This window comes from Lactobacillus bombicola (genome assembly GCF_900112665.1).
Taxonomy (GTDB): Bacteria; Bacillota; Bacilli; order Lactobacillales; family Lactobacillaceae; genus Lactobacillus; species Lactobacillus bombicola.
Map to the genome: position 1 here is coordinate 87956 of NZ_FOMN01000004.1, position 20930 is coordinate 108885.

Here is a 20930-nt window from a genome sequence, read left to right on the forward strand (position 1 = left end):
TTTGTTAAATAATTATCCCAACTATAGTGCCTCAAGTTATCTTATCTAAGAAGAGATATTTCATATGTACGTAAACAAAAAATTATTGAAAGCAAAGTTATTATTGATTAGTATATACGTATTTGTCTTATTCATGATTGGTTTTAATGTCATTAAAGCAGATACTCAGACTATTAGTGCAACTGACCAAGAAACAGTTACTTCTTATCAAATTCAATCCAGTGCAGATAATAGTAATAATGAAGAAATTAATTATTTTGAGTCAAACCAAGATCAAGGTACAAGTGCTGTATCTGAACAAGAGTCTAGTCAAGTGGTTACAGAATTTCAAACTGATCCGCCTACTCCTCGGCCAGCCCTAGCACCGATTCAATGGGGAAATTCACAGTTAGTTTTTGATCAAACTACGGGTGTATTGACAATTAACGGGGGTCTAGTTAATAATCCACTACCAATTTTTCGAGCACTCCCACAAGAGCGAAATAATATCAAAAGTATAAAAATCACAGCTCCATTAACAATCACTGGATCAGCAAGTTCTCTGTTTGCCTCATTGCCGAATTTGACTACAATTGAAGGTCTAAATCAGGTAGATACTACAACAATTACTGATATGTCAAGAATGTTTTATCTCTGTCAGAAGTTATCTAGTGTTGATTTAAGTGCGTTTAATACTACTAAAGTAACCAATATGGAGAGAATGTTTGGTAATTGTCAAACTTTGTCAGAGATAGATTTACAGTCATTTGAAACTAGCAAGGTTACTAGTATGGCCTATATGTTTAATAATTGCTATAATTTGACTAAATTGTTGCATAGAGAACTAATTACTTCTAATGTATCAAATATGGCTGTAATGTTTGCAAATTGTAAAAACTTAGCAGATTTAAGTATAATCAGTAGTTTTGATACCAGTAAAGTGACGAGAATGGAGGCAATGTTTAAAGGCTGTAATTCAGTAAAGGAGCTTGATGTCCGCCATTTTAATACTAGTAAGGTTACTAATATGTTTTCTTTATTTGAATGGTGTGATCAACTGAGGTCGCTTGATTTAACTAATTTTGACACAGCTAAAGTAACTGATATGTCAGATATGTTTAATGGCTGTCGTAATTTAACCACCTTAAATATCCAATCTTTTGATACTACCCAGGTTACTAATATGTGTGGTATGTTTAATGGGTGTGAAAGTCTTGCTAAATTAGATTTGTCATCATTTAATACTGCCCAAGTTAAGAATATGAGGTGGATGTTCCATAATTGTTATAGTTTGACACAGCTCGACTTAAGTAATTTTGACACTTCAAATACTGAAACGATGGAAATTATGTTTAATTCTTGTAAAAGTTTAACTAAATTGGATTTGAGCAACTTCAATACTGCTAAAGTAACTAGTATGATGGCAATGTTTGATAATTGTGCCAGTTTAGTAGAATTAAATATTCAAAATTTTAATACTAAGCAAGTTACGGACAAATTTTGGATGTTGGGGCTACCTAAGTTAAAGATTATTCATCTGGGTACGGAAATTACTGATTTGCAGAGCACCTATTTTTCAACTATTGGTGGTAAATGGACTAATGTTGGTCGCGGTACGATTAATTCTCCAGAGGGTAGTAAAGTTTTTGCGGCAGCAGATTTAGAGCAAAACTATCATGGTGAAAAAGATGCAGATACTTATGTTCGTTTTGATTTAGATGCAGTTGTCAGAGTGAAGTATGTTGATGAAAATAATCAAGCGTTAGCGCCGGATGATGTTTTAACTGGAAAACTTGGTGAAAATTATGTAACTACACCTAAGAACATTGCAAAGTATTACCTTAAATACCATCCTAGCAATGCTCAGGGGAAATTTGGCATATTTGAACAAGAAGTCATCTATGTTTATTCCCTGCTAAAGGATAGTGGCTCTAGTCGTCCCCCACTTAAGGGCGCTGATGTAACAATTCATTATCAGGATGCTCAGGGTAATACAATAGCTTCAGATGAAATTCTTCACGGTAATGTTGGTGATGGCTATATTTCAATGAGTAAAGAAATAGCTGGTTATCAATTAAAAGCTCGGCCAGATAATGCGATTGGATTTTTTACTGATCGGCCGCAAGTAGTTATTTATGTGTATATCAAATCTACTACTAGTGACGGTCCTCAATCTGGTGCTTCTGTTATAGAGAAACCTAAGAATACTGATCCTGACTTGGGTCATTATGAGATAGCTTGCCCAGTTAATAAAGCAAAAAAGCAATTGGCAATTAAGGTTAATCACTTAGCTCGACCTACTAACTCAAGGCATCTTCATCCTGCTGCACCTAACAATTCTTTACCACAGACTGGCACCAATCAGAAACTGGCGAATCTATATTTTTTATTAGGAGGCATTTTATTATTAGTAAGTTTTGGCGGAGTAATTTGGCCCCTTGCTAAACATTTTTAAATAATGAATCAATATTTTCTAAACCCGCAAACAGCGAATCAGCTATTTGCGGGTTTATTGTTGGTATTAATTATTGGCGCCACTTTTTATGAGAGTGTAACAACATCAGTTTGAAGTTGAGGTGCTGAATGATAGTAATTAGCTGTAATTTTAAAGAAGTTGTTCATGTGCGAAATTATCAGTAAATTGTGAGTTTAATTATTGGGGAAATTATATTAAAGTTTTACTTTCAAATGGAATTTTAGTACAAACTAAAAGAACTCGCTCCAACTATAGGTCAGAATGAGTTCTTAAAGTAAATCAAATAGTTAATTTTAAATGTCCTTTTGATTTAAGCTTTATTTTCTTGATGATTGCGAATAGCCGGTAGAATCAGCCCGAGTAAGAACAAGACAATCGGTGTTGCAATGTTTAGAGTTAAAGTTACTGGATCGGTTGAGTAAACTCCCAACAGACAGCAAGCAAAATTAATAAAGAAAGCCCAAAAACCAGCAGAATATGCTAACCATTGGTGTTTAGTCATCTGGTAATTACCAGGAGTGTGGAATTTTTTGATTTGCTTACGCAAAGCAATGTAAGCCACAAATACCCACAAATAACGCATTGGCATCACAATTGAGTTAAGCTTAATTAATTGTGCCATGACTGCTTGAGCATCAGGTAGCAGAGCCTGGAAGACAATTAAGCCACCAGATAGAATAACAATCATCCAGATACCATTGATATATGCGCCATGCTTATTAACTTTGAGTAATTTTTTAGGTATGTAGTCCTTTGCTTCTTTACTACCTAAAAGCATTCTCAATGGGGCATCAATACTTAATACTAATGTAGAGAATTGACCAATCACATTACACCATGAATAGATGTACATGAATAAGCCACCAACCCCATAATATTCACCTAACTTGTTGAAGGCCATGTAAGGTCCATTAGAAATGTATTCGTTAAGGTTATTATTAACAACTTTTGGATCAAACATCATTGCTAAAGCAATTGTTCCCAGAATGGCACAGACCATAACCATTATGGCTAAACCAATCATTGCTTTAGGGAAATTCTTTGAAGGATCTTTTAATTTATTAACGTAAGGTGATATTTTTTCACACCCACCTACGGCAAAAACCAAAATAGATAAGGAAGTAAAGTATTTAACGTTAAAGTCAGGGATAAGATTCTTCACATTCCAACTTATGTTCATAAAACCTGCGTGAGGATTAATTGCTGGTGCGGCAAACATCATCAAAATAAATAAAATAGACATTATAAACATTGACGATCCAGCGATTGTTGACAAAGTCTTAATAACTGGCACACCGCGGCTGGCTACCCAGCAGAAGAATAAGAAGACAACTAAAGTAGCTAATTGTGTCCAGGCAGTAGGTAAACTATCATACCAATTAGTATTACCGAAAATGCCCCAAGCCATACTTCTTAAACCACCGGTACCTTTACTTGAGATGTAAACAACATGGACTGCCCAAAAAGTCCACCCGGCATAATAGGCCCATTTTGGTCCCATGGTAGCGTTGATCCAAGAAGAAACACCACCTTCGGAATCTTTAAAAACAGATCCTAATTCGCCGACCATTAATGAATATGGAACGAAGAATAGTAGGAAAATTAAAATCCAACTAAAAATAACTCTTGTTCCATCAAAGTAGATGAAACCATTAACTACGTTACCAAATCCCCACACGGTCGAAAAGGCCATGATTGCTAGGGTGGTCCACATCATTTTTTTTGAATTTTTTTCTGATTCAATCATAAAATTAATGCTCCTAATGAAAACTATAATAACTAGTTTATTTTAAACTAGACAAAGAAAAAAATCTATCATTTTATAGCTTAAATAAATAATTAGATAACATAATACACCTATTGCTTATAATTAATAATTATGCAAGAATACATATATATAATTTTAGAAGGTAGGTATATAATGAAGAAAAGAATTAAAAGCTTAGCGCTTATTACAAACTTGATTTTAGTTATTGCTTTATTTATTGGAAGTAATAATTCAGTTGTAAGTGCTAAGACTTATCATAAAGCTGTTACTAAAATTGCTGGTAATGTAAATTATCCGATTTACCATCATGTTTCAAAGAAGGGACCTACCGGTAAATTTTCTTCTACTAAATATTTTAAATTTGCTCAAATTCAGTCCAAACAGTCAATTTCTACTAAAAAGGGAGAATATTGGAAAATTATTGTGGATGGACGACCAGTAGGATGGGTAAAACAAGATTTTTTTGTCCGCAATCAAATATCGGTTGCCAAAAATGTTAGCTTAGTCCAAAATAGTGCCTTTAATTTTGATCCTAAAGATGCAGTTAATTATGTTACAGATGCTCAAGGAACGGCCATTGATCTTGCTAAAGTAAAAACATCTCATTCTAGTATAAATTCTGCTTCACCAGGAAAGACGACAGTTGAATACACTTATGGTTCGGCTAAGGCTAGTGTTGATGTTGTAGTTCGCTCTGATAAGAATGAAGGGATTGCTCGGGCTTCTTTACGTCCAATGAACGGACCTAAAGAAGTTTCGACTTGGAAAGGTAGCTCTCCATCTTCTTCTCGTAATTGGAATGCTGCCCATAATTTTAGATCAGAGACTAGAGCAAACGCCTTTAGAAATAATGGTTTAACTTTGAAAACAATACTATTTCAACCACGATTTGTCAGCCTTGACTATAATAAGGCCGCAGATAAGATGGGACAAGTTGGGGTAATTCCAGAAGGAATAACGGTTAAGGACGCTAATTTTACAGTTGCAGTTTTTAATTCTAGCAGTGCTGCTTATGGGCACCTTGTTTCATATAATTTAAATCAGATAAATAAGTTTAAGGCACAAAATTTACCGCAACTTAAGTGGTCAACTTTTAAGCACTATGCCTCTCATATTAAAGTCAGTCCATATATTAAGTTGGGTCATGGTCAAGCGATTGGTTCGTCAGAGAATTACATTTATGTAATTGCCAATAATAACAAGTCGAAAAATTCAAATAATTCGGAAGAAATATTGCAAATTCGCAAGTCTGACATGAAGATTAATCAAATTTGGAGTTTTCGTATTTGGAGCGGTACATCACCTCGTTATATCCATAATGCGACATTTGCGGATGACAACACGATGTATTGTCTCTTCCATAATGGTGCTAATAATTACTATGAATATTGGAAAGTAACGCGTTCAGGTGATACTTGGACTCCTATTCAAGTTGGTGCTACTAAAGGTAATTTTATTAGCAATGGCTCGCCCGTCCAAGGCTTTACCTATGATAAAAAGCACCGTCAATTCTTTATTGGTTTTAATGATTACATTTTTAAAGTTGCAGAAAATGGTACTTATCAAGCAACCCATCATTTACATGTTAAACGTGAAATTGAGGGGTTATCGGCCGATAAGGGCAAGTTATATGTTGAGTTTGCCCAACGAGGTGAATTAACAGCAGGAAAAATTAATTAAGTTTAAAAGCAGGCTCATTGGTGTGAGCCTTTTTTTTTTTTCAAAATATAAGTCTACGGCATCTTTGATAAAAATAAATAATAAAAAAGCTAAGTAGGTATTACTACTTAGCTTTTTATCTTAATGGGTCCCCTGAGAGTCGAACTCAGATTTTAAGAACCGGAATCTTACGTGCGATCCATTACACTAAGGACCCAAACAATACTTTAGCTATTATAGCAGAAAAAGAAGTAAAAATGAAATCTTTTTTTAGCGCTAAAAAAGAAAGTTGTAGTATGATTAAGTTAAAGAAGAACTTGGCTATCTTGCATAACTTTGTTTTTCTTGAATTATTTAAAATTGGTTGTTATACTATAGGTGTCGATTGAGAAATGGGAGATTTAATATCTATTAGTCTACGTTTCTCTTATATTTTTAGGCAAAGCGGGACAAAAAATGACAACTAATGGGTCAATTTGCGTCCCAAGATAAGGAGAGAAGTTGATGTACGCGGAATTTCCAGTGCTTGAAGCTCTCGTTCCTGACATACTAAAAGTTTTTCGGCAAAGATATCTTGTTCTTGAACAGATATCGCTGAATGCGCCCGTTGGTCGCAGAAGTGTGGCTCAGGCATTGGGTCTTTCTGAAAGAAACGTGCGAACGGAAACAGAGAATCTTCGCAATCTCGGTTTAATCGAAATTAAGAATTTTGGCATGTTTATGACAGAGAAGGGCGAGAAGATGTTGCAAGATGCAGCACCATTGATTGACCGTTTGTTTAATGCTCGCAAAACCGAAATTGATTTGGCACGTAAACTGGGCATTGAACGAACAATCATTGTACCAGGTGATAGTGATTTACAAGAACTAGTTTTTGAAAGAATGGGTGAAGAGCTCAGTGCAGCGCTTGACTTGCTTTTACCACTAGGTCATTCGATTATCACCGTACTTGGTGGGGCAGCACTTGCTAAATCTGCTAAAAATTTGTCTAAAAGTTTAGGGAAAAATCGGCAATTAGAGTTTGTTCCTGGACGTGGTGCCTTGGGCGAAAATGTTGCTATTCAAAGCAATACAATTGTTCAAGAAATGGCTGTAGCAACTGGCGGCAAATACAAGACATTGTATTTGCCCGAGCAAGTTTCAACTGCAGCTTATAAATCACTAATTCGTGAATCTACCGTGGCTGATGTTTTAGAAGACATTTCTAAAACAGATGTTTTAATTCACGGCATTGGACTTGCTCATGATATGGCTCGACGCAGAGGTTATGACGCAATGCGGCTATCTGAATTGCGTGAAAAAAGAGTCGTTACCGAATGTTTTGGGTGTTTCTTCGATAACAAAGGTAAGATTGTCGACCGCGTGCAACAGGTTGGCTTGCAGTTCGAGAATCTAAATAAAATACCCCACATATTTGCTTTTGCTTGCGGTAGCCATAAGGCTAAAGCAATCAATGCTTATATGCCTAATGCACCTCATCAAACCTGGCTAATAACTGATGAAGGTGCCTCAAATAAGATTTTAAAGGAGAAATAATTCTCGTTTAAAATAAAAGATGTATGTAGTTCTTACATAGTTCCTAAGGAGGACTTTAGAATATGACAGTTAAAATTGGTATTAACGGCTTTGGCCGTATTGGTCGTTTAGCATTTCGTCGCATTATGGATTTAGGCGAAAAGTCAAAGGATATTGAAGTTGTTGCTATTAACGACTTGACTACTCCAGCACTTTTGGCTCACTTATTGAAGTATGACTCAACTCATGGTACTTTCAACCACGAAGTTTCAGCTACTGAAGATTCAATCGTTGTTGATGGTAAAAACTACCGTGTATACGCTGAGCCACAAGCTCAAAACATTCCATGGGTTAAGAACGATGGTGTTGACTTCGTTCTTGAATGTACTGGTTTCTACACCAGCAAGGCTAAGTCACAAGCTCACCTTGATGCTGGTGCCAAGAGAGTCTTGATTTCAGCTCCTGCTGGCAACGACTTGAAGACTATTGTTTACGCAGTAAACGATGACACTTTAGATGCTAGCGACACTATTGTTTCAGCTGGTTCATGTACTACTAACTCATTAGCACCAATGGTTGATGCATTGCAAAAAGAATTTGGTGTTAAAGTAGCTACTATGACTACTATCCACGCTTACACTTCAACTCAAATGCTTTTGGATGGACCTGTTCGTGGTGGTAACAAGCGTGCTGCCCGTGCTGCTGCTGTTAACATTATTCCTCATTCAACTGGTGCTGCTAAGGCTATTGGTCTTGTTGTTCCAGAATTGAACGGCAAAGTTAACGGTCACGCACAACGTGTTCCAGTTACTGACGGTTCATTAACTGAATTAGTTTCAATTCTTGACAAGAATGTAACTGCTGATGAAGTTAACTCAGCAATGAAGAAATACGAAAGTGACTCATTTGCTTACAACGATGATGAAGTTGTTTCAAGTGATATCGTTGGTATGACTGCTGGTTCAATCTTTGACCCAACTCAAACTATGGTAACCACTGCTGGTGACAACCAATTAGTTAAGACTGTTGCTTGGTACGACAATGAATACTCATTCACTTGCCAAATGGTTCGTACTTTGTTGAAATTTGCTACTCTTTAATTTTTAAATTAATTAAGTAGTAAAAGAGAAGGCGGAGGGAAATTCTTCCTTCCGTCTTTTTTCTTATCATTAAAATAATTAAGTTATCGGAGGATATAGATGGCTAAATTAATTGTTTCAGACCTTGATGTAAAAGATAAAAAGGTTTTAGTTCGTGTTGATTTCAATGTGCCAATTAAAGACGGTGTGATTGGTGATGACAACCGTATTGTTGCCGCCCTTCCTACCATCAATTATATTATTGATAATGGTGGTAAGGCTATCTTACTTAGTCACTTAGGCCGAGTAAAGACTGCTGATGATAAAAAAGAATTGTCACTTAAGCCAATTGCTGAACGTTTAAGTGAATTATTGAAGAAGCCAGTAACCTTTGTACCTGAAAATGAAGGTCAAGAAGTTGAAAATGCAATTAACAATATGCAAGATGGCGATGTTGTAGTTCTTGAAAATACACGTTTCCAAGACATTGATAACGACTTTGGCAAGCGTGAAAGTAAGAATGATCCCGCTCTTGGTGAATATTGGGCATCTCTTGGCGACATGTACGTAAACGATGCTTTTGGTACTGCGCACAGAAGCCATGCTTCAAACGTTGGTATTGCCGAAGCTATGAAGAAAGCTGGCAAGCCTGCAGCAGCTGGTTACTTAATGGAAAAAGAAATTAAATTCTTAGGTGATGCCGTAGCTAATCCGGTTCACCCATTTGTAACTATCTTAGGTGGAGCTAAAGTTTCTGACAAGATTGATGTTATTACCAATTTAATTCCAAAGTCAGACCACATTTTAATTGGTGGTGGGATGGCTTATACCTTCTTAGCAGCTCAAGGTCATAACATTGGTAAGTCATTATTTGAGCCAGATAAGGTTGACTTGGCTAAGCAATTGCTAAACGATGCTGATGGTAAGATTGTATTACCAGTTGATAACTTAGCTGCAACTGAATTTTCAAATGATGCTGCTCGTGAAGTTGTTGGTGATGATATTCCTGACAACATGATGGGACTTGATATTGGTCCTAAGAGTGTTGAGAAGTTCAAAGACATCTTAAAAGATGCTAAAACAGTTGTTTGGAATGGACCAATGGGTGCCTTTGAAATGCCAAACTTTGCTGAAGGTACTTTAGAAGTTGGTAAGTCATTAGCAGAATTAACTGATGCCACTACGATTATTGGTGGTGGTGACTCAACTGCAGCTGCTAAACAATTAGGTATTGCTCCTAAGATTACCCACATTTCAACCGGTGGTGGAGCCTCACTTGAATACCTTGAAGGTAAGGAATTACCTGGAATTGTCTGCATTTCAGATAAATAGTTCTTAGAAAGGAATTTAAGATATGCGTACACCAATTATTGCTGGTAACTGGAAGTTGAATATGAATCCTGAACAAGCTGTTGCATTTGCGACTGCTGTTAAGGATAAGTTACCCCAAGCAAGTAAAGTTGAATCCTTAATCTGTGCTCCAGCTGTAGACCTTGATGCTTTACAAAAAGCAGCCCAAGGTTCTGATTTACAGATTGGTGCAGAAAATGCCTACTTTGAAAATGAAGGTGCTTTTACGGGTGAAACTTCACCTAAAGTACTCAAAGAAATGGGTATTAACTACTGCATTATTGGGCATTCAGAACGTCGGGATTATTTCCACGAAACTGATGAAGATATTAACAAGAAGGCCAAAGCATTATTTGCCAATAACATTACCCCAATTCTTTGTTGTGGTGAATCACTTGAAAAGCGTGAAGCTAATCAGCAAGAAGAATGGGTTGTTGGTCAAATTAAGGCTGCCTTAAATGGTTTGACTGCAGACCAAGTTTCAAGCTTGGTAATTGCTTATGAGCCAATTTGGGCTATTGGTACTGGTAAAACTGCAACATCAGATCAAGCTGAAGAAATGTGTAAAACCATTCGCGATACAGTTAGAGATCTATATGATAATGAAACTGCTGAAAATGTTCGCATTCAATATGGTGGTTCAGTTAATCCTGCTAACGTTAAGGAATTAATGGCTAAACCAAATATTGATGGTGGTTTAGTTGGCGGAGCCAGCTTAAAATCAGATTCATACTTAGACTTAGTTAATTACCAAGACTAAGTTATAAAATCTAAAAAACAGCTATTGCATAGTGTAATAGCTGTTTTTTTATTGAAATACTGGGTAATAATAAAGTAATTAGTATAGATAGTAAAGTATATTTTTACTTCCTTTTTTTAATTTTTTTATAAAGTTGCTGCTTGCAAGGTGCAACCAAGGCCTCAATAATGATAAATTTCTTTTTAATAAAATACTATATTAACAGGCTTTAATTAAGTAGCCATAATTATGGTGGCACCACATGGTCCAAATGTTTGGTAATAATGTGATTATATGATTAAATTAAATAATAAAAAAATAAAAATTAATAAAAGTAAGGTTTGAAAATGAAAAAAATATTTTTTTCAATGATTGCTACTTTAGCTGTTTTATTGACTTTTCCATTTTTAATTCATAATAAATATACTGATTATTTTAACCCTTTACTAAAAACGGAAATTTCTTATGCTCAGGTGCCTAAAAACACACAAAAATATTATAATGTTCAAGCTGTTAATAAATTAGGCAAGAAGTTACCTTACAAATTAAACTTTGTTGGTGGCTATGATGCCTCAAAAGAGTACATTGCGATTCAACATAAAGGGCAGTATGTCAAACTAGTTGACTATATTGCAGGAAAACAAATGCCTATGGAATGAATAACTAAAGATACTATAGTGAATATTGTCTTTAATAGGTCCAAGAAGTAAAAGGGCGTACTATGACTGTTATTAAGCAAATTAGGTTATGAATGCCAGTAATTTTATTGTATCTTTTTGATTACTAATATGACCGTTTGTTTACTATAACCTTACATCTAAATTTTGTGGTCCAATTAGCTTGTATCGCAAATTACCTGTGGTATAATCCTAAGAATAATAAAAGTTTATTAGGAGATAAAAAATGAAAAGTAATAAAATTTTAACTGTATTGGCAGCTGCTGCAATTGGTGTTTCTACTGCTACTAGCCTAGGTGCTACGCAAGTCCAAACATCTCATGCGGCTGCTGAGCAAGCTAAGACGGTTAAGCCAAGTAAACAAGCTAAATCAGTTAAAGTTGCCTTTGGTAAGTCATATACCTTCCCTAAAGAGTGGGCTGGTAAATGGTATAGTAATGATCTTTTACGGATGGAGCCATTAGATTTTCATAAAAATGGATTAGGGTCACCAAGAAGTGGTGAATATGCTAAAGCAGTTACAAGTGCAAAATTAAAGGGGACTAATAAGTATCCATGGCAAATGTCTGCTGATTGGCAAGCTAAGAATGCTAAAGAATTAAATAAGTACGTTCGTGTAAGTAAAAAGAAGGTAAACGGTATTGACTGGATTATTGTTACTCCAGTTGGTAAAAAGTCAATTGATAATGGTTTTGCTTTTGCGGCTAGAACTGAAAAACTTAATGGCAAAAAGGAAACTGTTATTTTTGAAGCTAATCCACATGTTGGTGCAGCTACCCAACAATATTTCCGTACTAAGGAATTAGCTGATAAGTATGGTAAGCACCAATTTAAGAATATGGAATATAGTAAATGGGTTTTGCTTAGATCAAAAAACAAATAAGTTAGTTAAATAGTTATTTAGGGTCTTACTACTAAGTAAGACCCTTTTTGTTTGTGCGAATTATAAGAAACCAAAGATAAAATATTTATTAAGTAATTGAAAGTAAAACAAATCCGCTCCTATTTTTAGTAACTCTGTGGAGCGGAAATTGTAATGGAGCTAATTTTATTTGTAGCGGTAAATTAGTTAAAATTCACATTATACCGCGGACCAATTGGTGGAAAGGTAGGCAAGCGTAAGGGAGTTGTGTGCCATTGAGTAAAAAGGGTTGCGCATAAGAGGATAAAGGGGACGTCTTCTGGACGTGAAATTTTACAAGTTAGCACCACGCCGATTTTAACCATAGTGGTTTGAACAGTAGCAATTTTTTTAACGCCAGTTAAAAATTTATAACGCCCATTTTTGATATTACCAGTGACAAGGTAATTTAACCTTGTAATATAAAAAAGATTGGCCAGGCTATTATTCAGGTGCTTGACCTTAACCAGCGAATGATTGACCACATCAATTGTAAAAGAGGAGATTAACCCATTACCATCAGCATATAAGCGGCCAATTTCTGTTCCATTTACCGTTTTTAAATATAGGGTATGATTAGGATTATTCAAGTTACCTTCAATAATGTAGCGAATTTTGCCATTTTCATTGGCGACAGGAATTTGCCCATATTCTTGTCGTTGATTGAGTTCCAATAAATAGCGCATAACGACTCCTATTCCTTAGCATTTGCGCTAATAAACTTCCTTAATATATAACCGACACCATGATCATCATTTGATTTAGTAGTTACTTGGGCTATTTCTTTAATTTTAGAAACCGCATTGCCCATTGCTACACCGACGCCTGCATCACGAATCATACTTAAATCGTTTAGATTATCTCCAATAGCTGCAACTTCTTCCCGCTTGATTTTTTTCTTGTGGGCATAATCAAGTAAAGCTGGTCCTTTTTGTGCGTGAACATCATTGATTTCAATATTGACGGGACCGCTAGAAGTAATTGCTAGGCCGCCTAAGGCAGCAATTTCTTGTTTGGCTTGCGTAAATGCCTGTTGCCCATTAGCATTAAAAGAAATAATTTTCATGACTTCGATTTGCGGATCATTTAAAAGTTTGGCAAAATTAGCTACAAATTTCATGCTTAACATCGCATTACTCCCAGCAGCAATTGCTACGGCCTTTTTAAAAGTTAGTTCAGCGTTTAATTGCATCAATGATCGTGCTAAATTAGCAATCCGCTGGCTCGTGTCCGTAGAATAAATTTGATCGGCAGTTACAAGTTCATAATAAAGTTGATGTCGTTCTAAAATAGCGGCAATTTGCTTAGCCTTTGATTGAGGAAGGGCATGTTTGACTTGTAATTGGTCATTAGCATCATAGACTAAGGCGCCATTAATATTGATAAAACCGGTCTGTAACCCATATTTTCTAATTGCTTGACGTGATTGTTTAGGTGAGCGGCCAGTTGCTATTAAAAATTCAATATTATTTTGTTGGGCTGCTTTAATTGCGGCAATATTTTCGGCGGAAATGTCTAAACTACTATTGAATAGTGTTCCGTCAAGGTCACAAGCTACTAATTTAATCAAGGTTAAATGTTCCCCTTCCTAATAATTCTATAAGGTAATAAATATTCTGTCTATTAAGATTATATTTGCTAAAGAAGCGCTAAAATTATTCAGCTTCTTTTCAATAACAATTAATTTCATGATACCATAAAAGCTAATGAAAGCGAGGACGTTTTACAGAATGAAAAAATATATCGGCAATGACTGGGATCAAGTCTTAGCTCCAGTATTTGCTAGTAATGAATATCATAAGCTGCATGAATTTTTAAAAGTAGAGTATGCAACTAGGCAAATTTTTCCAGATATGTACCATATTTTTACCGCTTTTAAATTAACCCCTTTTACTAAAACTAAAGTAGTAATTCTTGGTCAAGATCCATATCATAACCCTGGTCAAGCAACTGGTCTGAGTTTTGCCGTAATGCCTGGCATCTCGTTACCGCCATCATTGGTTAATATTTACCGTGAATTGTATGATGATGTTGGCTGTGCGCCAGTTAATCATGGTTATTTAAAAAAATGGGCTGATCAAGGTGTTTTACTGCTTAATGCCGTTCTAACCGTGCCTTTGGGTCAGGCAAATGGTCATCAAGGTAAAGGTTGGGAGCAGGTGACTGATGCAGCAATTAAAGCACTTAGTGATCGCGGAAAAGTGGTCTTCATTTTATGGGGAAGATACGCTCAAAATAAGATTAATTTAATTGACCAAAATCGTAATTTTGTGATTAAATCAGCTCACCCTAGCCCATTGTCAGCTAGCCGTGGCTTTTTTGGGTCCCGACCATTTTCACGTTGTAATGCTGCTTTGAAAAAATTTGGGACAGGTCCCATTGATTGGCAGCTACCCGCAGAAATTAAACAGATAGACTTAGCATAAGGAATGAAAAATGAGTATTTTTACATTATTAGAAGACAAATTAAAAAAAACGGGCGTAAAATATCGCTTAGTGTTTCCTGAAGGAAATGAGCAAAAGGTTCTGGAAGCAGCCAGTAAATTAGCTGCGGGATCAATTGTTGAGCCAATCTTATTAGGTAATCCCCAAAAGATTATGACTACTATTAGGAGTAGCAAGTTAACTTATCCGCAACCAAAAATTATTGATTATCAGCATGATTCAGCAATTAGTGAATTAGTACCAGCCTTCATTGCTGCTCGCGGTAAAGAGGTGGCTGAGGCCGATGTGTTACGAGCACTGAATGATGCTAATTATTATGCAACAATGCTAGTCAAATTAGGTAAAGCTGATGGAATGGTTTCTGGAGTTGCTCATTCTACAGCCGATACTGTCCGACCAGCTCTACAATTAATTCATACAGCTGCAGGGATGAAGCGAGTTTCTGGTAGCTTTATTATGGAACGTGGAGCAGAAAGATATATTTTTGCAGATTGTGCGATTAATCCTGAACCTGATAGTAAAACCCTAGCTGAAATTGCCTATCAGTCAGTTGCCACTGCTCGTATGATTGACCTTGAACCCCGGGTAGCTTTTTTAAGTTTTTCAACTAAAGGTTCAGCTAAGGGGACTATGGTTGACCGCGTAGCGGAGGCTTATCAAATATTTGTTCACAATCACCCCAATGTTCTTGCTGATGGGGAATTGCAATTTGATGCAGCCTTTGTACCTGAAGTGGCTAGAAAAAAAGCGCCGACATCTCCGCTTAAAGGGCGAGCTAATATCTTTATTTTCCCAGAATTACAGTCAGGTAATATTGCTTATAAAATGACGCAGCGGTTAGGAAATTTCACAGCAATAGGACCAATTTTGCAAGGAATTGCGCAACCCATTAATGACCTTTCAAGAGGTGCTAGTAGTCAAGATATATATAATATGGCAATATTAACTGCTGCTCAAGTAAGTGCAGAGGGTGAGTAAGATGAAATTAACTGTAAATTCGGCAGCTGAAATGAATAAAATCGGTGCAGCTATCGCTCTAACAACTAAGCCACATGATCTCTTGCTTTTAAAAGGTGATTTGGGTGCAGGCAAAACGACGTTAACGCAAGGAATCGGTCGTACTCTTGGAATTAAGCGACCAGTAAAGAGCCCAACTTTTACAATTGTTCGGGAATATCGCGAGGCATGTCTGCCCCTTTTTCATATGGATTTTTACCGTTTAGAAAACGACGATTTGTCCTCAATTGATCTAAATAGTTATCTAGCTGAACCTGGCTTAGTTGTGATTGAATGGCCCCAAGTGATTAAAGCGCAATTACCAGAGTATGCTTTGCAATTGACTATCCGCCGTGTTGATGATCAGTGGGATTCGACTAAAAGAACGGTTGAATTTGAAGTGCAGGGTGAGCGTGCTAAACAATGGTTAGCGGATATTTTAGTGCAGCTTAAATCCATTAGCTGAAGCTTAAATTTTTAGCTTTAAAATATTTTATTAGTAAAAAGAGTTAGCATTGGTCAGTGCTAACTCTTTTAAATATGGCCGATTTCTAGCCTTTATACTTGTTCAACTAAATTCTTAAGTGCCTCGTCACCAAATTGCTTATTTTGGGCAATCAAAATTCCCGCACAAGCTTCACTGTCGCTTAAGGCATTGTGATGATGCCATAGTTCAACTTGAAGTGCTTTAGCTACAGTATCCAATTTATGGTTTGGCAAATCAGGCTCAAATAACTTACTAGTTTTAAGTGTATCAAGAACGAAATAATGCGGTTCGGTAATATCATAACGTGCTAAGCTTTTACGCATGACATTAGTATCGAAACGAGCGTTATGTGCACACACTAACATGCCAGGTTGGTATAAGTCTTTAATTTGAGGCCAAACTTCAGCCATTGTTGGTGCCGTTTTTACTTCATCTGCGGTAATATCATGTACTTGAATATTACGACTGTCAAATGGCATTTGTGGATTAATCAAGGTATAAAAGCGGTCGATAATTTTATTATCTCGCACCATTACAAGTGCTAGGGAACAAGCACTTTCAGGCTGCCGATTGGCAGTTTCAAAATCCATAGCAATAAAATTCATTTTTTCTCCTTAAATAATTAATTTTAGTATAACATAGAGTGAAGCAAATGCCTTAATGCGGTAAAATAGAAAAAGTATTATAAAGGGGATTTTAACGTTGGAGTTATTTAATATAGAACAAGCAGGAACTAAAATTAAGAAACAAGTTCCGCTAAGCAAATATACTTTTACTAAAACAGGTGGTCCAGCAGAATATTTAGCTTTTCCGCAAACTATAACTGAATTAAAGGAACTAGTACGCTATACATTTGAGAATGAGATACCCTTAACAGTAATTGGTAATGCATCTAATTTAATTATCCGTGATGGCGGAATAGATGGTTTAGTGGTTATTTTAACTAAAATGAACCAAATTAAGGTTGCAGATAAGCAAGTATCAGCTCAAGCTGGTGCACGTATAATTGATACTGCTTTTACCGCAGCTGAACATGGTTTAAGTGGGCTAGAGTTTGCCGCTGGGATTCCTGGTAGTGTAGGCGGAGCTGTCTTTATGAATGCAGGAGCCTATGGTGGAGAAACTTGTGCAGTAGTGAAAAATGTAAAAGTTTTGACACGCAAAGGTGAGTTTAAAGTATATTCTAATGAAGAAATGAAATTTGCTTACCGACACTCACTTATTCAGGAAAATGGTGATATCGTAATAGCTGCAGATTTTACTTTAAAAAGGGAAACTAAAAGTAAAATTTTAGCTGATATGAATTATTTAAATGCCTTGCGTAAGTATAAACAGCCACTAGAGTATCCGTCATGTGGTAGTGTTTTCAAACGACCAAAAGGTCATTTTGTGGGCCCAATGATTATTGAAGCTGGCTTACAAGGTAAGCAAATTGGGGGGGCACAAGATTCCATGAAACATGCTGGTTTTATTGTAAATAAAGGCAATGCCACTGCTACTGATTATTTGAATTTAATTCACTTGATTCAACGTGTAATTAAAGAAAAGTTTAAGCTGGATTTACAAACTGAAGTTAGAATAATTGGAAAACCCACTGAATAAAAAAGTAAATCTCTAATAGTGGAAAGGAGCAGAGATGAATTTTAATGTTAGCAACATCTTTACTTGGAATAACTTGTCAATTATTCTTGACGTATTAATCATTTGGTTCTTAGTTTATCATTTGGTTATCTTAATCAGGGGTACTAAGGCAGTTCAACTAGCCAAGGGTATCGTCTTAATTTTTATTGTCCGCATTATCGCAGGTGTTTTACAGCTGCACACGACAACGTGGTTGATAGATCAAATTGTTTCTTGGTCAGTCATTGGTATCATTATTATTTTTCAACCTGAAATACGTCGTGGACTTGAGCATTTAGGACGATTACCAATTTTTGGTGAGCGCGAAGATAGCGAGCGTAATGAATCGCTTAGGTTTATTAATGAACTTGATAAGGCTATCCAGTACATGTCCAAAAGGCGGATTGGTGCCTTAATTACCTTGCAACAAGAGACTGGGCTTGATGATTATATCGAAACAGGAATTAATTTAGATGCTCGTGTTACAGGTGAATTATTAATTAATATTTTTATTCCTAATACTCCACTACATGATGGGGCAGTGATTATTAATCAAGACCATGAAATTGCGGTCGCAGCGGCTTATTTACCTTTATCAGATAGTACGATGATTCCTAAAAGACTTGGTACTAGACACAGAGCTGCTGTAGGTATTTCGGAAGTAACTGATGCAATTACGATTGTAGTATCTGAAGAAACCGGTGGCGTAACTATTACTCGTAATGGGCGGCTACTTTTGGATATTAGTCGGGATGAGTATATGAAGTATTTAACTGCCGCGCTTGTTCCCAAGAAAAATAATAATGAAAAATGGTATCAAAAGGCTTTACGTAAAATTTGGAAATGGGGTGCCGACCGATGAAAGAATTTTGGCGCAAAGCATGGTTCATTCGTTTAGTCTCACTTTTAATTGCTATTTTACTGGTGATTTATGTAAATTATACTCAAAGTGGATTTTGGACACAGGGGCAGCCTGAACGGACTAAACAAACTGCTAATAAAACGCAAACTATTAAAGTTCCTTTGCAAGTTTCGGTTGACACTGATAAGTATTATGTGATTGGTTATCCTGAAAAAGTTAGTGTTACTTTAGAAGGTTCGACGGCTTTAGTTACATCAATGGTCAATACTCAAAACTTTCGGGCATATATTGATTTGACTAATAAAAATATTGGTCGGCATACGGTTAAAATAAAGATTACTGGAATGAGTAAACAGGTATCATATTCTGTTAATCCTAAAACAGTAAATGTGAATATTCAACGACGAAAATCTACCACAATGCCTATACAAACAGAGTATAATAAAGGGGCAGTCGCTCGTGGATATAGGTTAGGGGATGTTAACATTTACCCACAAGAAGCTGAAGTAACCGGTGCTCGTAGTGAAGTTGACCAGATTGATCAAATAATAGCTAAAGTAGTTTTACCTAATGGTATTGATCATACCTTTGAACGGCAAGTCAGTTTGATTGCTGAAGATCATAAAGGACGCCAACTCAACGTAGTCATCGAACCGGCAACGGCTAAGGTAATAATTCCAATCACAATTGCTCAAAAAATGGTAAAAGTTGAATTACAACCAATGCATGAAAAGCAAAATAAATTATACTCGATTAGTACTAGAAGTAATTATGTTACTTTGTTTGGGACCGAAGAGGCTTTGACTAAAGTGAAACACTTGAAAGTACCGCTTGATTTAAGCAAGATTAACAGTTCAACGACTAAGTTAGTAAAGTTAAAATTGCCTCAAGGTATAGTGAAGGCTGATCCGAGTCAAATTAGTGTGGATCTAAAAGTCGAGAATACGAATAATGAAAAAATTAAAGGTAAATAATGGATAAGGAAGGTTGTTTATAAAATGTTGAAATATTTTGGTACAGATGGTGTTCGTGGCGTAGCTAATCGAGATTTATCTCCTGAGCTGGCATTTAAACTAGGGCGTGATGGGGGTTACATCTTAACTAAGAATACTAAAAATGAACAGGCGAAAGTCTTAGTTTCAAGAGACACTCGGGCTTCCGGACAAATGCTTGAATATGCTTTGATTTCAGGATTACTTTCAGTGGGAATTGAAGTATTAAAAGTTGGTGTAATTACTACTCCAGGTCTATCATATTTAGTTAGAGCGCAAGGAGCTGATGCTGGCATTCAAATTTCAGCCTCGCATAATCCAGCTGAAGATAATGGTATTAAATTTTTTGGTAGTGATGGTCTAAAATTATCCGATGAGATGGAGGAAGAAATTGAAAAATTAATTGATAATGAAAAAGATGCCTTACCACGTCCATCAGCTACAGGACTAGGTTCGGTAACTGATTTTCATGAAGGTAGTGCCAAATATCTGCAGTTTATTGAAAATACTATTCCTGAAGATCTCAACGGTATTAAAGTAGTTATTGATGGCGCTAACGGAGCGGCAAGTAGTTTAATCTCACGCTTATTTGCTGATTGCGGTGTTGACTTTACCACCATTGCTACTCATCCTAATGGCTTAAATATTAATGACCATGTTGGTGCCACACATACTGAAAAATTACAAGAAGAAGTGGTTAAGCAAAAGGCTCAATTAGGCTTGGCCTTTGATGGCGATGCTGATCGCTGTATTGCTGTAGATGAAAATGGTCACGAAGTTGATGGTGATCACATTATGTACATTTTAGGTACTTACATGGAAGATAGTGGGCGCTTAAAAGATGATACAATTGTGACTACTGTAATGAGCAACTTGGGATTTACAAAAGCTTTAGAAAAACATGGTATTAAGAATGTACGTACGCAAGTTGGAGATCGCTATGTTTCCGAGGAAATGAGAAAGCATGGCTATAACTTAGGTGGTGAACAATCTGGTCATGTAATTATGAGTGATTATCATAATACTGGGGATGGGATGCTAACTGGGTTACAGTTAATGCTAGTAATGAAAAAAACGGGTAAGTTACTGACTGAGTTATTAAAAGACTTTAAAGACTATCCTCAATGTCTAGTAAATGTTCCAGTTACTGATAAACATAGTTGGGAAAATCATCAAGCGATTGTTGATGTAATTAAGAAAGTTGAAGCAGATATGCAGGGAGATGGCCGGGTAGTGGTTCGTCCTTCTGGCACACAATCATTATTACGGGTAATGGCTGAAGGTCCAACACAGGAAATAACCGATGCTTATGTAAAGCAAATTACTGATGTAGTTGAAAAAGAGATGGGTATTTAAATTTTATAAAGTGATAAAAAAGCAGACCA

Annotated in this window: 19 protein-coding genes; 15 read left to right on the top strand and 4 right to left on the bottom strand. The window is 36.2% G+C overall.

The window, feature by feature from the left end; genetic code table 11:
• Nucleotides 1-64 precede the first annotated feature (64 nt).
• The gene (locus BM203_RS04520) at nt 65-2434 is read left to right on the top strand and encodes a BspA family leucine-rich repeat surface protein (protein WP_090093102.1); all 2370 of its coding nucleotides are present in this window, start codon (nt 65-67) and stop codon (nt 2432-2434) included.
• A gap of 331 nt (nt 2435-2765) precedes the next feature.
• On the opposite strand, the gene BM203_RS04525 is transcribed toward BM203_RS04520, so the two are convergent.
• A complete protein-coding gene (locus BM203_RS04525) occupies nt 2766-4202 on the bottom strand; it encodes an APC family permease (protein WP_090093104.1) in 1437 nt (478 codons plus the stop codon).
• A gap of 174 nt (nt 4203-4376) precedes the next feature.
• Here BM203_RS04525 and BM203_RS04530 point away from each other — a divergent pair, with 174 nt between their 5' ends.
• The 7 genes from BM203_RS04530 to BM203_RS04560 all read left to right on the top strand — a co-directional run bounded on the left by BM203_RS04530 (nt 4377) and on the right by BM203_RS04560 (nt 12125).
• On the top strand, nt 4377-5903 hold the full coding sequence (locus tag BM203_RS04530) for an LBA0864 family S-layer associated protein (protein WP_090093105.1): 1527 nt from the start codon (nt 4377-4379) through the stop codon (nt 5901-5903).
• A gap of 483 nt (nt 5904-6386) precedes the next feature.
• Entirely contained in the window at nt 6387-7418 is a 1032-nt protein-coding gene (locus tag BM203_RS04535; protein ID WP_090093106.1) for a sugar-binding transcriptional regulator, read from the top strand.
• Between the two features lie 62 nt (nt 7419-7480).
• Entirely contained in the window at nt 7481-8497 is a 1017-nt protein-coding gene (gap, locus tag BM203_RS04540; protein ID WP_090093108.1) for a type I glyceraldehyde-3-phosphate dehydrogenase, read from the top strand.
• A 99-nt stretch (nt 8498-8596) separates the two neighbouring features.
• Complete coding sequence (locus BM203_RS04545) at nt 8597-9808, top strand: phosphoglycerate kinase (protein WP_090093110.1); 1212 nt, start codon at nt 8597-8599, stop codon at nt 9806-9808.
• Between the two features lie 22 nt (nt 9809-9830).
• The gene (tpiA, locus tag BM203_RS04550; protein WP_090093112.1) at nt 9831-10586 is read left to right on the top strand and encodes a triose-phosphate isomerase; all 756 of its coding nucleotides are present in this window, start codon (nt 9831-9833) and stop codon (nt 10584-10586) included.
• A gap of 326 nt (nt 10587-10912) precedes the next feature.
• Nucleotides 10913-11224: a YxeA family protein gene (locus BM203_RS04555; RefSeq protein WP_090093113.1), complete on the top strand. Its 312-nt coding sequence runs from the start codon at nt 10913-10915 to the stop codon at nt 11222-11224.
• A gap of 244 nt (nt 11225-11468) precedes the next feature.
• Entirely contained in the window at nt 11469-12125 is a 657-nt protein-coding gene (locus BM203_RS04560) for a hypothetical protein (protein WP_090093115.1), read from the top strand.
• Nucleotides 12126-12307: 182 nt separating this feature from the next.
• Here BM203_RS04560 and BM203_RS04565 read toward each other — a convergent pair whose 3' ends face one another.
• On the bottom strand, nt 12308-12829 hold the full coding sequence (locus BM203_RS04565) for an LURP-one-related/scramblase family protein (RefSeq protein ID WP_090093116.1): 522 nt from the start codon (nt 12827-12829) through the stop codon (nt 12308-12310).
• 8 nt (nt 12830-12837) lie between these two features.
• Complete coding sequence (locus tag BM203_RS04570) at nt 12838-13713, bottom strand: Cof-type HAD-IIB family hydrolase (RefSeq protein ID WP_090093118.1); 876 nt, start codon at nt 13711-13713, stop codon at nt 12838-12840.
• A 160-nt stretch (nt 13714-13873) separates the two neighbouring features.
• Here BM203_RS04570 and BM203_RS04575 point away from each other — a divergent pair, with 160 nt between their 5' ends.
• From BM203_RS04575 to tsaE, 3 genes are read left to right on the top strand one after another with little or no spacing between them, the layout of a single operon-like run.
• The gene (locus BM203_RS04575) at nt 13874-14569 is read left to right on the top strand and encodes a uracil-DNA glycosylase (protein WP_090093120.1); all 696 of its coding nucleotides are present in this window, start codon (nt 13874-13876) and stop codon (nt 14567-14569) included.
• Between the two features lie 10 nt (nt 14570-14579).
• On the top strand, nt 14580-15566 hold the full coding sequence (gene pta, locus BM203_RS04580) for a phosphate acetyltransferase (RefSeq protein WP_090093121.1): 987 nt from the start codon (nt 14580-14582) through the stop codon (nt 15564-15566).
• Nucleotide 15567: 1 nt separating this feature from the next.
• Complete coding sequence (gene tsaE / locus BM203_RS04585; protein WP_090093123.1) at nt 15568-16050, top strand: tRNA (adenosine(37)-N6)-threonylcarbamoyltransferase complex ATPase subunit type 1 TsaE; 483 nt, start codon at nt 15568-15570, stop codon at nt 16048-16050.
• Between the two features lie 92 nt (nt 16051-16142).
• On the opposite strand, the gene BM203_RS04590 is transcribed toward tsaE, so the two are convergent.
• Nucleotides 16143-16676 carry a 3'-5' exonuclease gene (locus BM203_RS04590; protein WP_090093124.1) on the bottom strand — a complete coding sequence of 178 codons (534 nt, stop codon included), beginning with the start codon at nt 16674-16676 and terminating at the stop codon, nt 16143-16145.
• 97 nt (nt 16677-16773) lie between these two features.
• On the opposite strand from BM203_RS04590, the gene murB reads away from it, so the two are divergent.
• Genes murB through glmM form a run of 4 tightly spaced genes read left to right on the top strand, consistent with a single transcriptional unit; the run spans nt 16774 to nt 20901 of the window.
• Nucleotides 16774-17673: a UDP-N-acetylmuramate dehydrogenase gene (gene murB, locus BM203_RS04595; protein WP_090093126.1), complete on the top strand. Its 900-nt coding sequence runs from the start codon at nt 16774-16776 to the stop codon at nt 17671-17673.
• Nucleotides 17674-17707: 34 nt separating this feature from the next.
• On the top strand, nt 17708-18553 hold the full coding sequence (cdaA, locus tag BM203_RS04600; protein ID WP_090093127.1) for a diadenylate cyclase CdaA: 846 nt from the start codon (nt 17708-17710) through the stop codon (nt 18551-18553).
• The gene (locus BM203_RS04605) at nt 18550-19527 is read left to right on the top strand and encodes a CdaR family protein (RefSeq protein ID WP_090093129.1); all 978 of its coding nucleotides are present in this window, start codon (nt 18550-18552) and stop codon (nt 19525-19527) included. The genes cdaA and BM203_RS04605 overlap by 4 nt, the downstream gene beginning before the upstream one ends.
• A 24-nt stretch (nt 19528-19551) precedes the next feature.
• Nucleotides 19552-20901 (top strand): phosphoglucosamine mutase, encoded by a 1350-nt coding sequence (gene glmM, locus BM203_RS04610; protein WP_090093131.1) that lies wholly within the window; start codon nt 19552-19554, stop codon nt 20899-20901.
• Nucleotides 20902-20930 lie beyond the last annotated feature (29 nt).